Source organism: Actinomyces sp. ICM58, from assembly GCF_000283035.1.
Classification (GTDB): Bacteria; Actinomycetota; Actinomycetes; order Actinomycetales; family Actinomycetaceae; genus Pauljensenia.
In genome coordinates this window covers 1-13,843 of the sequence record NZ_ALIY01000076.1, presented here as the reverse complement: position 1 = coordinate 13,843, position 13,843 = coordinate 1, and the positions used below count along the sequence as shown (strand labels likewise).

The window sequence follows — 13,843 nt, the reverse complement described above, 5'->3', positions numbered from 1 at the left end:
AGGACGGCTCGCGCCTGCCCTCCGAAGGCCCCCGATTCGAGGGCGTAGGCGAAGGGTGCGCTGCGCGAGCCGGGGCAGTACAGGACGTGGGTGACGCCCAGGGCGTCCAGGGTGGACAGGATCACGCGTGCGGTATCGACGGAGGGCATGCGCCCAGCCTACCGGGCACCCGCCCCCAGGTGCTCAGCCATGCCTTCGAGGCGCATCCCCCACCGGGACGCGAGGTCGGAGTCGCCGGGGGTCCGGTCGATGAGCTCCAGGTCAGGCTCGAGGCGCCCCACGGGCAGCCGGCCGCGTTCGGGCACGAGCGGGGTGGTAACGTCTGCGACGAGCAACGAGGCCGTGGCCAGCCCTGCTGCGCGCGGAATGCCGGGGACCGCCGCGGCGGCGGCGACGCCCACGGACAGGCCCACGGAGGTTTCGAGCGCGGAGGAGACGACGACGCCGAGGCCGCTCTTGCGGGCGACCCGCAGGGCGGAGCGGACGCCGCCCAGTGGCGCGACCTTGATGATGATGACGTCGGCGGCCTCCTTGCGGGCCACCTCCAAGGGGTCTTCGGCGCGGCGGATGGACTCGTCGGCGGCGATGGGCACGTCGACGCTGCGGCGCACCTGGGCCAGTTCGTCCACCGTCAGGCAGGGTTGTTCGACGTATTCGATGGGGACCACTCCGGCCGCCTCGACGAGGGCGGGGATCGCGGCGCGTGCCTCGTCCACTTCCCAGGCGCCGTTGGCGTCCAGGCGGATCGTGGCCTGCCCGCCGACGGTTTGACGCAGCGCGTCGGCGACGGCGGCGATGCGCGCACAGTCGCGCGAGATGCTCACGCCGGGTTCGGCGACCTTGATTTTCGCGGTCGCGCACCCGCCCGAGGCTTTGACACGCTCGTAGGCATCCTCGGGGGCGATCACGGGAATCGTGACGTTGACGGGCACGTACTTACGCCGGGGCACCGGCGGGAAGCGGCGCGCTGACTCGAGGGCGGCGGCCAGCCAGCGCGAGGACTCGGCGTCGTCGTAGTTCCAGAAGGGGGCCGCTTCGCCCCATCCGGCGTGGCCGTGCAGAAGGAGTCCCTCGCGGCGAGTCACGCCACGGAAGCGCGTGGTCATCGCTACCTTGTACACCAAGATGTCGTCAACGCCTTCGAGGGCGTACCGCGTTTGACGGCTCAGCGTGCGCATGGGGATGCGCATGAGCGTCGCCTGTTGCGATGCGTTCATTGACCCCTCCTTACATGTCGGTAACATTGTCGCGCAACCTGCACTTATCCTCAACTCGTTCTCACTGACACTTGTACGTCCCTTTTGCGCTAACCATTGAGAAGTGACAGACTCTTTCCCCTTACCAAACGCCTGGCAAATAGCGCTATATGATACGTCACATCAAATGTGACTAGTCAACGTGAGCCCCTTCCCCCTTCCGACACGCCTCATTCCGTGCGGTTAGCTTGCGGGTCCCTCCGCCCGATACGCCGCGAGGTCACGGCAGATACGACGCCCGCTCGACGCGCGGACCCGGGCTTCCTCGCGCCTTCCCCGCCCCGGCCTCGTCGATTAGAATCCGAGGCATGAGTGCTCTGCCCTTCGTCTCCGACACCTTCGACCCGACCCGCTGGCGCGAGGTCGAGGGCTTCGACTTTTCCGACATCACCTATCACCGCGGCATTTCGCGCGGACCCGAGGCGGATGGACGCCCCGAGGGCGCGGACATGCCGGTGGTGCGCATCGCCTTCGATCGCCCCGACATTCGCAACGCCTTCCGCCCGGGCACGGTCGACGAGCTGTACCGTGCGCTCGACCACGCGCGCCAGACTTCCTCGGTCGCGGCCGTCATTCTGACGGGCAACGGGCCGTCGGCGCGCGACGGCGGATACTCGTTCTGCTCGGGCGGCGACCAGAGGGTCCGAGGCCGGGACGGCTACCGCTACGAGGTCGAGGGCGCGGACCCCGAGGCCGCAACCGCCCAGCGCCGCGAGCAGATCGACCCAGCGCGCGCCGGACGCCTGCACATCCTGGAGGTCCAGCGCCTGATCCGCACGATGCCGAAGGTCGTCATCGCTGCGGTTCCCGGCTGGGCGGCGGGCGGCGGGCATTCGCTGAACGTGGTGGCGGACCTGTCGGTGGCCTCGATCGAGCACGCGGCCTTCATGCAGACGGACGCGAACGTGGGATCTTTCGACGCCGGCTACGGCTCCGCGCTGCTGGCCCGCCAGGCCGGGGATAAGCGGGCGCGCGAGATCTTCTTCCTGGCCGAGCGCTACGACGCTGAGACTGCCGAGCGTTGGGGCGTCATCAACCGCGCGGTGCCGCACGCGCAGCTGGAGGAGACCGCGCTGGAGTGGGCGGCGACCATCGCGACGAAGTCCCCGCAGGCCATCCGCATGCTGAAGTTCGCCTTCAACCTGGCGGATGACGGTCTGGCCGGCCAGCAGGTCTTCGCGGGCGAGGCCACGCGCATGGCCTACATGACGGCCGAGGCCCAGGAGGGGCGTGACGCCTTCCTCGAGCACCGCGCTCCCCGCTGGGAGGACTACCCCTATTACTACTGAGGCCTGGCCCACCGGGCGACTGTGCCAGGAGGCCTCGGGATCGCGGACGCGACCCCGAGGCCTCCTCTATGCGCCCCCTATTCGCGGGCAGTGAGCGTGATGCCCGTGATCGTTTCGTCACCGTTCTCATCGTAGGACAGGGTGCCGCTGCCCGTGTATGACTCGGCCATGCCGGGCGCCGGGTCCGGGAAGCGCAGCCTCTTAATCGTGAAGGTCGTCGGAGAGTCCATGGTCACGGAGATGTCGTAGTACTCGATTTCCTGACGAAGGTCACCCTGCTTGACTCTCGGTGGGGCGTTTGTGGTCGCGTCGGGGCACAGGTGCGATGCGCTTCCCTGCGTGTCGATACACTCCGTGATGAGCTCCACGAGCTCGATCTCTGTTTCCGCTCGCAAGACAGTGCCATCGAAAGTGAAGGGCCTCACCGTCGTGGCGCCAGTACTCGACAGCTCAACGTCGAACCGAGACCGGACTGCGCCGTACTCGTCATCTCGATAGAGCTGCTGAAGCTTGCCAGGCAACGAGCTGAGGCGCGCTTCGCTACTAAATGAGCGCGCGCCGATCTCATACTCCCCCGGGTAGAGGGTCAACGTGAGGGCCCGTCCTTTGACCGGCCACTCCGCCACGGGGTCAAAGGAAGCAATGGTAGTGCCGTTGAAGAGAACCTCAGTCGTGGCGGCGGGCAACTCGACCGTCACAGTCTGCGCCATGCTCGTAGCGATCATCCACGGCGCATCCAGGCTCTCACGGCGCGCCACCATCTCGATATGCTCAGGCGTGCCCCTCCCGAAGTTATCAGTACTCGTGATCTCGAAGGTCGCAGTGAGTCTGTCCGGCGAGAGCATCCCCTCAGACACTGCCAGAGACATATGAGTACCCACCGGAACCCTGAAATCCTCACCCGCATCGGTGAGCATCCACTCCGGGTCGGTGGAATTGGCGAGGCCATCCATCGCGGCTGCCTCGTCAACGTTTCCCTTTAGGATCGCATCGCAGTAGGCGTTCACCACGCTGGTCGCACCGGCCAGAGCCTGCGCGTCCAGCTCCCGGTTCGCCCGCTCAACGTGCGAGCGCCACGCGAGCACCGAGGCGACCGCGCCGATCACAACAGCAACAGCCACCATCGTTGAGAGCCAGTACCGCTTACGCGCAAAAAATACCGGCGGCGACGCAGACCAACGCAGCCGAGTCCGCACCACACGCGCGTACAGGCGGTGATAAAGCTTCTTCGCCGTCATAGCGCCTCTCTCACGTAGGAGCGAAAAACCTGACCGCTCCACATACTATCGAACAACAGCACCCTCAGTAACCCACCACACCACCAAGACCCAGGAGGAGCACAACGCCTTTCCCAACCAACGCACCGCGCTTGGAGGATTCTCCCGACAACTGATGCCCCGGAATGTTCAGGTGCTTGCGTCACCGATCGTCCACTTGCTACCTTTCGATGTTGCACACCCTGGGAGGATCCATGACACGCATTGAAACAGCAAGGTATGACGCTCAGGTAGCCTCGCTGACGCGCCCGTCGCGGCGCAAGCGCTGGATCGCCACGGCCTCGTGCGTGGGCCTCGTGGCCGCCATCGCAGGAGGGGGATACTGGTCGAACTACGTGTACCTGTCTGATCTGACCGCCTTGGATGCGTGGAACCGCTACATGGACCTCGTCAAAGACGGGAAGTACGACGAGGCCCAGAGATACTTTCCAGAACAAGCGCCCCTCTTCGACGGCGAAGACTCGCGCGACTTCCTAACGGATGCCGCACACGCGCACGCCCCCTCGAAAGTCTCCTTCGAGGGGCGCGCAGCCCCCAACAACCCGTCGGAGATCGAGGGCACGGTTCGATTCAACGCCAGCAGAAGTGACGCCCACTACTTCAACATGCATTTCGATGAGACCACGAGGAGGAACGGTCAGCTCGGCATGTGGAAGATCGACGCCTCTTCGTATGATTCGATGACCACGTTGATCGACACGGACGGCCTGCGCAGCATTCGCGTCGGCGACGTGATGGTCAGTAACCCCCAGGGTTGGTACTACCTTTTTCCCGGCAGCTACCGCATGGAGGCCACCCCCAAGAACCCCGAGTACTGGACGCTCAACTACGAGCACCCCCTGGCCGATGGGGCAGGGGAAATCCGCACCAACATGTGGAGGACCACCCCCTTCACAATTGAGCCGAGCGAGAAGCTCACCCAATGGATCCAAACCGAAAGCGAAGCCTTCGCGGCATCTTGCCGCACCGGCACGCCAGACCCCGCGCGACAACGCACCTGCGGAGCCCTCGCATTCTCCACTGAACCACTGGACCTGGTAAACGACCCTCCCTTCATCGGTCCACTGGAGAATAAGCGCTTCGCCCGCATAGTAGGGACAGGCCCATCAATGTCACCGGTGTTCTCGACGGTATGGAGCTTCACCCTCATAGTAGGAACAGGCCCCACCGACCCCAACGCCGGCAAGCGCCTCCCCCAAGCGGCCTCCTACGAATGCCGCATCGACTTCGCTTACGACGGCGCAACGCCAACGCTGGAGTGCACTCTGGATAAATGATTCATGACGTGTACACGAACATACGCCAGCACCCAGGGGCCACGCGCCCCTCACGCGAGGTAAACGCGCGCCTCCCACGGCTCCAGGACTGCCGGGACTCCCCGCTCGGCCTCGGGCAGGTCACGGTTGGAAAGAAGCAGCTCGCCTGCCACCCCACGCGCCGCCTCGCCGAGGGACGCGGGCTGTGAGGAAAGGTTGACGAGGACCGTTGCCACGGCCTCGCCGAGGGTGCGCCGGTAGGCGAAAATAGCGGTCGAGGGGGTCGCGATGCGCTCGTATGCGCCAACCGCGATGACGGGCAGGCCGTGGCGGATGTCCGCGAGCGCCCGGTAGTAGGCGTACACGGAAGAGGGATCACCGACCTGGGAGGCGGCGTTGATCTCCCGGTAGTTCGGGGTGACGCCAATCCACGGGTCCCCCTCCGTGAAGCCGGCGTGCTCGCTCGCGTCCCACTGGACGGGCGTGCGCGCGTTGTCGCGCCCGATCGCGCGCATACCTGCCAGGACGGCCTCGGGGCTCTCCCCCGCCGCCACGGCCTCGCGGTAGTAGCGCAGCGCCTCAACATCACGGAAATCGTCGAGGCCATGGAACGCCCCGTTGGTCATGCCGAGCTCCTCGCCCTGGTACACGTAGGGGGTGCCACGCAGCATGTGCAGGGCGGTGGCCAAGGCGGTCGCCGAGGCGTAGCGGTGCGATTCGTCGCCGAAACGGCTGACGGCGCGCGGCTGGTCATGATTATCCAGGTAGAGGCTATTCCACCCGACCTCGCCCTGCGCTTCCTGCCAGGCGCTCAGGCAGTCGGCGAGCTCGCCGGGGCGCAGCGGGCGCGGGTGGAACTTCCCCGCTTCGAGGCCGAGGTCGACGTGGTCGAATTGGAACACCATGTCGAGCTCGCGCCGGGCCGGGTCCGTGAACAGCAGGACGTTGTCGCGGCGCACGCCCGGAGTTTCGCCGACCGTCATCGTGCCGGCGCGGCCGTCGAACACCTCGCGGCGCATCTCGGCCAGGTATTCGTGCAGGTGCGGGCCTTGCGAGAAATGCGGGTAGCCCTCGCCCCACGCGCGCCCCGGATAGACGACGCCGTCAGGCAGGCCCGGATCCTTCGAGATCAGGTTGATGACGTCCATGCGGAATCCGTCAACGCCGCGGTCGAGCCACCAGTTCATCATGCGATAGACGGCGGCGCGCACGTCGGGGTTGTCCCAGTTCAGGTCGGGCTGCTTCTTGTGGAACAGGTGCAGGTAGTACTGCCCCGTGGCCTCGTCCCACGCCCAGGCCGAGCCGGAGAAGAAGGACCCCCAGTTGTTGGGCTGTGCCCCGGCCTCGCCTCCCACGCACCCGGGGCGAGGGTCACGCCAGATGTACCAGTCGCGCTTCGGGTTATCCCGGGAGGAACGCGACTCGACGAACCAGGGATGCTCGTCTGAGGAGTGGTTGACGACCAGGTCCATGACGAGGCGCATGCCCCTCTCGTGGACGCCCTCCAGCAGGGCATCGAAGTCCGCGAGCGTCCCGAACATGGGATCGATGTCGTAGTAGTCGGCGATGTCGTAGCCGTTGTCGGCCTGCGGGGAGGCGTAGATCGGCGAGAGCCACAGGACGTCCACGCCCAGAGCCTTCAGGTAGTCGAGCTTGGAGCGGATCCCCGCAAGGTCCCCGAAGCCGTCCCCGTTGGAATCCTTGAAGGAGCGCGGGTAGATCTGGTAGACGACCGCGCCCTTCCACCACTCGTCGGGGCCGAGGCCATTGCCTGCGGGGTTCAGAGCATCGCGAGAGAAGAACATGGAGCACCTGCCGAGAGTCGGGGAACCTACGTATGCAGCCGTTAGCCGCATGTCACTAGCGGCTTACTGTCAGCCATCAGCCGCAGACTACCGCGTCTCAGGGTCCGCGCCAAGTTCGCAGGCCGCGCAGCCGCCAGCCGGGGGAATTGCGACGACACGCCGACACAAGCACCCTAAGGTGTCCCCATAAATCTCGCACGTAATTCCCAGCGGTCAGTTTTCAACACACCCCACAAACGTTGCAATTCCAACGATGCGATTTCAAGGTTTGAAAGGTTTACATAGAAATTACGTGCGACATTGCGGTGGAACCACTCCAGCAGGTCCAGCACGGTGCACAACGCGCCACCCACAACGACCTCACACCGCGACGAGCGCCGAAACACCTTGATACATGCACATCCGGATAGGTAACGAACGTCCGGATAGGTAACGAACATCCGGATAGGTTATTAAGCTATCCGGATACGCACAACCTATCCGCGAAACCGCAACCCATCTGCCTACGCATCACCGATCCGAGAACCATCAGTACGCCCAGCGCCGCGCCCGCAGCTCTCGTGCCCCTCGCGCGGTGACAGAAAACGGGCCGGAACCTCTCGGTTCCGGCCCGCCCCCGATGCTCGAGCATGGGCTATCAGTAGTGAACGACCACCGTGTCGCCCATGTCGGTCCAGTCGTAGATGAACTTCGCGGCGTCCACGGGCATATTCACGCAGCCGTGGGAGCCGCCATAGCCGCTCCACCCGAAGGAGGAACGCCAGGGGGCGCCGTGCATCGCGTAGGAGCCGGTGAAGTAGGTGACCCACGGGACACCTTCGGTCTCGTACTTGCTACCGTCGGCGTTCTCGCCGCGCATGGTCTGCACGTCGTACTTGAGATAGACGTGGAACGTGCCAGTGACGGTGGGCGTGTCGGGGGCGCCGGGCACCATGTAGAACGGCCCGCCCGCAACCTTGCCGCCAACATAGGCGGTGACGGAGGCGTCAGAAAGGTTGATGTCGACCCACTTCTCGCCCTCGGCGGCCTGATAGACCAGGTTTTCGGTGCCTTCGGCGACCTGCTTGGTTTCCGAGCCGGGCTCGACGTCGTCGTAGTGGAAGAGGCCCTCATAGGGGGTGCCGTCGCTCATCGCGGCAACGACGCCCTTCGTGATCTCTTCGGTGTTGTTAGTCTTCAGGCCCTTCTTGCCTTCGCGGGCGGTGGTCAGCACGTTGCCGGAGGAATCCACGTTTTCAACGCGATTTTCGGGCTTGACGTCGGTGGTGGCCGCCAGGGCGTTGACCCAGTCGGCGACCTTGACGGTGCTGATGCTGGGCTCGTCGAGGCTTCCGTCGTCCTTGGTGAGGAATTCGAACCACTGGACCTTGTCGGAGCGCTCGGCGTAGAAGGTGTCGATGCCGTCGGAGAGCTCGATCTCGGTATCGAGCAGGGCGTTGGCCTTGTCTGCGGCTGCCTGGGCATCCTCGGTGGTGATGGAGGGCTCCATCTGGGAGACGGAGACGTCCTGGCTGACGGAGGTCAGGGTGGCGCCGGCCTGCTTGACGGCGGCGGCGACCTCGTCGGGCGCGATGCCGTTGCCGTTCTGCGCGGGCATGACGGTGAAGGATTCCCCGTCGGGCGCAACGATGACCTGCGCGTCCTTCATCTCCGAGGTCAGGGTCGAGTTGACGGTCGCCGCGAGCTTCTTGATGGAGTCGTCGGAGACGGTGGTCACGGGCTCCACGGTGCGCTCGGAGAAGAGGGCACCGACGAAGGCAGGCAGGGAGGTGGACCCCTTCATGGCCTCGTCGGCGGTAGCCTCGGCGTCGACCGTGATACCGGCCTCATTGAGCGAGGCCGTGGTGGCCTTGCCTTCGACGGTGAGGGTCACGTTCGTTGCGTCGGCGCGCGAGGTGACGGCAGCGATGACCTGGTCACGGGTCATGCCGTCGACGGCGGTCCCGGCGACGGTGGTGCCCGGCAGCACGCGGCCGGAGTAGTTCGCCGCGTAGACAATGACGGCGCAGACGACAACGAGGACGAGGGCGCACGCCGCGCCGATCGCCCACCTGGTTTTAGCGGAAAGTTTCTTGAGCATCGTCGCCATCCTATAACCTCGAGCAGGCTCACGAAAGTAGACGGTTGAAATTTCAGCTGCGCAGTGTGCCACATAAAAATTGACCGCACCATCAAGGATTCACGCACCAAACGTGATCATTGCCGCGAAGCGGCTCTCCACCAGCACGAACGCAAGCCCTTATGCTTGTTATATCCGCGTTTGCTGTCGAACTTGGGAGGCTCACCATGGCTGCGCCGCGAATTCTAGTTGTCCCCGGCGGCACGGCGATCAACGCCGTCGCCCTGGCGAACGCCTCGATCCACAAGCTCGTTGAGCTCTACGAGGAGCGACAGGCCGACCCGAATCACCCGGCGCCGCACACCGTCGTCTTCCTTCGCGACCCCGCCCTGGTCCCCCCGGCCACGCTGCGCGGGTCCGCGGCGACGCCCGAGCAGGCGTTCCCCGAGCAGGACTACCCCGGCCTCGCCGATCGAATCACCAACGATCCGCACTTCCTGGACGGCGTCGACCTCGTCATCGCGACATCGGGTTCCAGCGTCGGCAAGCCTCGACTGGTCGGCCTCTCAACCGACGCCCTCATCGCCTCCGCGAAGGCCACGGAGCTGGCACTGGACGGCCCGGGCCGCTGGATCCTGGCGCTACCCACGCACCATATCGCCGGCGCGATGGTCCTCCTGCGCGCCGCGGTCGCAGAGACGAACCCGCAGGTTGTGGACACGACGCAGGGCTTCGACCCGGCGGCGCTGCTGCCCGCGATCGCGGGCGTCACCCAAGACCAGATGCCGGGCTACCTCTCACTCGTGCCCACGCAGCTCGTGCAGTGCCTCGATGCGGGCGACCAGGTCATAGACGCCCTGCGTTCCCTGTCGGCGATCCTCGTGGGCGGCGCGGCGATCAGCCAGAACCTGCTCCAACGCGCCCTGGACGCGGGCCTGAAGGTGCGCACCACCTACGGCATGACGGAGACGTCGGGCGGCTGCGTGTACGACGGCGAGCCGATGCCCGGCGTGACAATCCGTGCAGTCGACTGGGACGGGCGCACGCGCCTGGCGTTCAGCGGCCCGACCCTGATGACGCGCTACCTGGAAGCGGAAAGCCCCTTCTTCGAGGAGGGCGGCCACCGCTGGCTGGTTTCGGGAGACATGGGCATCATCCGGGCCTCGGGCAAGGTGGAAGTGAGCGGCCGCGCGGACGACGTCATCACCTCGGGCGGCCTGTCGATTGCGCCGGGGCCCCTGCGCCGCGCGGTGCGCTCCTACGAGGGCATTTCGGACGCGTGGATCCTGGGCACCCCCGATGAGAAGTGGGGCCAGATCGTGACGGCGTTGGTTGTCCCGAAGCAGATGCCGTCGGATTCGCTGGAGATGGCGGAGCTCGGCTCGGCGGTCCGCGAGCACGCGGCCGCTCGCATTGGGCGCGCGCAGGCGCCGCGCCGCGTCGTCGCGGTGGAGGAGCTGCCGTACCTGGGCTTCGACAAGATCGACCGCGCCGCCGCTGCACAGGCCACGAGCGAGGCCTCGGGCACCGAACGGGAGTGGGTGCGCTAGCCCGTTTCCCAGCGGGGGCCTTCCTGCAACTACACTGGTGGCCATGGCTACCGTGACGGATTGGATTGAAGGCGCTCGCCTGCGCACCTTGCCCGCTGCCGCCGCACCCGTGATTGTCGGGTCGGCGGCCGCGCATTACATGGGCGGGTTTGACGCGGGGCGGGCGTGCTTGGCGCTCGTGGTGGCGCTGGCCCTGCAGGTGGGGGTCAATTACGCGAACGACTATTCGGATGGGATTCGCGGTACGGACGATAACCGTCAGGGGCCGGCGCGTCTGACGGGAGGTGGCCTCGCCGAGCCGAAGACCGTTCTGGGTGCCGCGCTGGGTTGTTTTGCGTTGGCGGGCGTCGCTGGCGTGGCGCTGGTCGCGATCTCGGGCACGTGGTGGCTGATCGCTGCGGGCGCCGCGGCCGTGGTGGCGGCGTGGTTCTACACGGGCGGGAAGCACCCTTACGCGTACATGGGCATCGGCCTGTCCGAGCTGATGGTCTTCGTGTTTTTCGGGTTGCTGGCGTGCGTGGGCACGTCGTGGACGCAGGTGCAGTCGGCGCCGTGGTGGCTGTGGGTGAGCGCGTCGGCGCTGGGGCTGCTGTCGGTGGCCCTGCTGATGGCGAATAATATTCGCGATATTCCGACGGATCGTGCGTCCGGCAAGATGACGGCTGCGGTGCGTCTCGGGGATCGGGCGTCGCGCTGGGTGTTTGCGGCGTGCGTGTGGGTTCCGGTCGGGCTGATCGCGGTTATGGGCGTGGCGATTGGGTTGCACCCGCTGGCGACGTGCGCGCTGGGCGTGGGCGCGGCCGGATGGGCGGCGGGCGTGAGTCTGCCGGTGTTGACGGGGGCCTCGGGGCGCGCGCTGATCGCGGTGCTGCGAAATACGGGTTTCTCGACGCTGGCGTGGGCGCTTCTCGCGGCGCTGGCGCTGGTCCTGTCGTAGGGACGAGGCCTGGGCGGGGTGCACTGAGCGCGGCACGCGCCCAGGCGGGGCTGCGTGAGGTCCGAACGACGCGCGGCGGCCTCGCGCTCACAGCCTGCGTCCGGCGGCCTCGCGCCGGGGAGCCGCTCAGCGGCCGTGGCGGTAGAGGTATTCGTGCGCCCAGTCCCCGGCGATGCCGGTGGCGGCCGCGGCGACGCACACGAGGGCGATTCCACGGAAGGAGCCGGTGGCGAGCCAGGGGGTGAAGACGCCGATGCCGATGGCGGCGCTGCCCTGCATGGCCAGGTCGTTCATGGCGACGGCGCGGCCGTTTTGCCCGGGGGCGACGGTGGCGAAGACGGTGTCGTAGATGGGGGTGAAGAGGGCTCCGAAGCCGGCGTAGATGAGGCACATGGAGGCGGTGATGACCCAGGGGCCAGCGCTCATGCACAGGGCGAGAAGCGCGGTGCCTGCGAGGATCAGTCCGACGCAGCCGCGCACGGTAGCGCCGCGGCCGATGCGGGCCATGACGGCGCCGGAGCTCATGGCGGTGGTCAGGGCGACGCAGTAGGCGGGCAGGAGTCGCACGGAGACCTGCGCGGGGGTGATCGCGTAGTAGGCGGCGCCGATGCCGTTCATGAGGGGCGCGACGGTGAAGTTCATGCAGTAGACGATGACGATGAGGCTGACGGAGCGCGCCCAGGGGACGTTGGTGAAGAAGGAGCGGGTGATGAAGGGGGCGCGGGCGCGGCCGATGTAGCGCCAGAAGGCGGCGGCGCCGAGGATGAGGCCGCCGATGAGCCACCAGCAGGGGTTGGAGGCTGCCAGGGTGAGCAGGAGTGCCAGGGCGGAGAAGATCGCGAGGCCGACGACGTCGACGCGCCCGGTGTGGGCGCGGGCAGGAACGCGCCGTCCCATGATGGGCACGAAGGCGAGGCCGCCGAGGGGGATGAGGAGGAGGAGCGCCCAGTTGGCGTCGGCGAGGAGGCCCCCGGAGAGCATACCGATGGCGGTTCCTCCTTGGAAGGCGGCGCACATGAGGCCGACGTAGAGGCTGCGGCGCTTGGGGTCAGTGATACCGGTGGCGAGGATCATGTAGGCGGAGGCGGCGGCCTGGTAGCCGAGGGTTTGGAGCGCCCGGGCGATGATGATGCCGGTCAGGGAGGAGGAGAAGGCGAATCCGAGGAGGGAGCCCGCGACGATGAGGGCGACGCCGACGTCGACGATGCGGCGCAGGGGGATGAAGTCGCCGAGGGTGCCGTACAGGAAGCATGCGACGCCGAGGACGATGCCGGGGATGGCGGTGATGAGGCCGGAGGCGTCGCCGGCGCCGATGTCGGCGGCGACGCGCAGGTAGACGAGGTTGAAGCCCTGGAGGGAGACGGTGCCGAGCGCGTAGATGCCCAGGAGGGACAGGAGGACGCTCGCGGGGCTGGCCGCGCCTTCCTTGTTGGGTGCGGCCGTGCGCGTGGCGGCCGAGGCCGCGGCCCCCGCCTGGATGACCTGGGAGGGGATGGTGTCGACGCGGCAGGAGGGGGCTGCCGGGCGTGTGGAGACGAGGAATCGGAGTGTGCGCACGGCCGATAGTTCACCATAAAGCGTCACTTTAGTAGTATTGCAGGAAACTGGCTGACGAATTAAGTTGCACTTAATCCTTGAAAACTCGCCAAACTTCGCGCCCCGATAGTTGTCAACGAAGCCTGTGACATGGCACAATGAAGCACCCATCACATAGGAGAGTCCATGGCACGCGTCATCGTTGTCGGTTCCATCAATCAGGACGTGACGGTCACCGTCGACCGTTTCCCCGCCCCCGGAGAGACCCTCTCCGGCTCGTCCCTGACCTACGGCCTCGGCGGAAAGGGAGCCAACCAGGCGGCCGCGGCCGCCCGCTCCGGCATCCCCACCCTCTTCGTCGGGGCGGTGGGCACCGACCTGGCGGGCCACAGCCTGCGCACGCATCTCGCGGCCCACGGCGTGGACGTCTCTCACCTGCGCGAGGTCGACTCTCCGTCGGGAACCGCGCTCATCACGGTTGCCGCCAGCGGGGAGAACACGATCATCCTGGACGCGGGCGCGAACCGCGCGTCATCGATCGCCCACGCCAAGGCCTCGTTGTTCCCCGCCCCCTCCGACATCGTCGTCCTCCAGGCCGAGATTCCCCCTGCGGCCAACGCGGCGGCCATCGAGTGGGCTCATTCCTTTGGCGCGCGGGTCCTGCTCAACCTGGCGCCCGCGCGCCCAATCGACCCGGCAACGCTGTCGCGCGTCGACATCCTGGTGGTCAACGAGACGGAGGCCGGGCTGACGCTGGGCATGCCGGCACCGGCGACGCCGACGGAGGCGATCGGCGTGGCACGGGCGCTACGAGGCATGGGTCCGCGCCACGTCGTCGTGACGCTGGGCGCGCAGGGCGCAGCGTGGGCATCGGGGGC

Annotated in this window: 10 protein-coding genes; 5 read left to right on the top strand and 5 right to left on the bottom strand. The window is 66.8% G+C overall.

Going from position 1 to position 13,843, the window contains the following annotated elements; translation table 11 throughout:
- Positions 1 to 158 precede the first annotated feature (158 nt).
- On the bottom strand, positions 159 to 1,217 hold the full coding sequence (locus HMPREF1138_RS03870; protein WP_009056761.1) for an o-succinylbenzoate synthase: 1,059 nt from the start codon (positions 1,215 to 1,217) through the stop codon (positions 159 to 161).
- 347 nt (positions 1,218 to 1,564) lie between these two features.
- Here HMPREF1138_RS03870 and HMPREF1138_RS03865 point away from each other — a divergent pair, with 347 nt between their 5' ends.
- Positions 1,565 to 2,545: a 1,4-dihydroxy-2-naphthoyl-CoA synthase gene (locus HMPREF1138_RS03865; protein ID WP_009056776.1), complete on the top strand. Its 981-nt coding sequence runs from the start codon at positions 1,565 to 1,567 to the stop codon at positions 2,543 to 2,545.
- Between the two features lie 77 nt (positions 2,546 to 2,622).
- On the opposite strand, the gene HMPREF1138_RS03860 is transcribed toward HMPREF1138_RS03865, so the two are convergent.
- Positions 2,623 to 3,783, bottom strand: a complete 1,161-nt coding sequence (locus HMPREF1138_RS03860) for a hypothetical protein (protein ID WP_009056770.1) — start codon at positions 3,781 to 3,783, stop codon at positions 2,623 to 2,625.
- A 233-nt stretch (positions 3,784 to 4,016) separates the two neighbouring features.
- On the opposite strand from HMPREF1138_RS03860, the gene HMPREF1138_RS03855 reads away from it, so the two are divergent.
- The gene (locus tag HMPREF1138_RS03855; RefSeq protein ID WP_009056767.1) at positions 4,017 to 5,099 is read left to right on the top strand and encodes a hypothetical protein; all 1,083 of its coding nucleotides are present in this window, start codon (positions 4,017 to 4,019) and stop codon (positions 5,097 to 5,099) included.
- Between the two features lie 50 nt (positions 5,100 to 5,149).
- Here HMPREF1138_RS03855 and HMPREF1138_RS03850 read toward each other — a convergent pair whose 3' ends face one another.
- Together HMPREF1138_RS03850 and HMPREF1138_RS03845 are read right to left on the bottom strand one after the other, a co-directional pair.
- Positions 5,150 to 6,883 (bottom strand): alpha-glucosidase, encoded by a 1,734-nt coding sequence (locus tag HMPREF1138_RS03850; RefSeq protein WP_009056768.1) that lies wholly within the window; start codon positions 6,881 to 6,883, stop codon positions 5,150 to 5,152.
- 637 nt (positions 6,884 to 7,520) lie between these two features.
- Entirely contained in the window at positions 7,521 to 8,963 is a 1,443-nt protein-coding gene (locus HMPREF1138_RS03845; RefSeq protein ID WP_009056764.1) for a L,D-transpeptidase family protein, read from the bottom strand.
- A 206-nt stretch (positions 8,964 to 9,169) separates the two neighbouring features.
- Here HMPREF1138_RS03845 and HMPREF1138_RS03840 point away from each other — a divergent pair, with 206 nt between their 5' ends.
- Both HMPREF1138_RS03840 and HMPREF1138_RS03835 read left to right on the top strand, forming a co-directional pair.
- Positions 9,170 to 10,492 carry an AMP-binding protein gene (locus HMPREF1138_RS03840; RefSeq protein WP_009056774.1) on the top strand — a complete coding sequence of 441 codons (1,323 nt, stop codon included), beginning with the start codon at positions 9,170 to 9,172 and terminating at the stop codon, positions 10,490 to 10,492.
- Positions 10,493 to 10,535: 43 nt separating this feature from the next.
- Positions 10,536 to 11,429 carry a 1,4-dihydroxy-2-naphthoate polyprenyltransferase gene (locus tag HMPREF1138_RS03835; RefSeq protein ID WP_039936768.1) on the top strand — a complete coding sequence of 298 codons (894 nt, stop codon included), beginning with the start codon at positions 10,536 to 10,538 and terminating at the stop codon, positions 11,427 to 11,429.
- Between the two features lie 126 nt (positions 11,430 to 11,555).
- On the opposite strand, the gene HMPREF1138_RS03830 is transcribed toward HMPREF1138_RS03835, so the two are convergent.
- Positions 11,556 to 12,986, bottom strand: a complete 1,431-nt coding sequence (locus HMPREF1138_RS03830) for an MFS transporter (RefSeq protein ID WP_009056765.1) — start codon at positions 12,984 to 12,986, stop codon at positions 11,556 to 11,558.
- 165 nt (positions 12,987 to 13,151) lie between these two features.
- Between HMPREF1138_RS03830 and HMPREF1138_RS03825 the strand changes: the two genes are divergently transcribed.
- The coding region (locus tag HMPREF1138_RS03825; protein ID WP_009056769.1) for a ribokinase at positions 13,152 to 13,843 on the top strand (692 nt) is incomplete at its 3' end.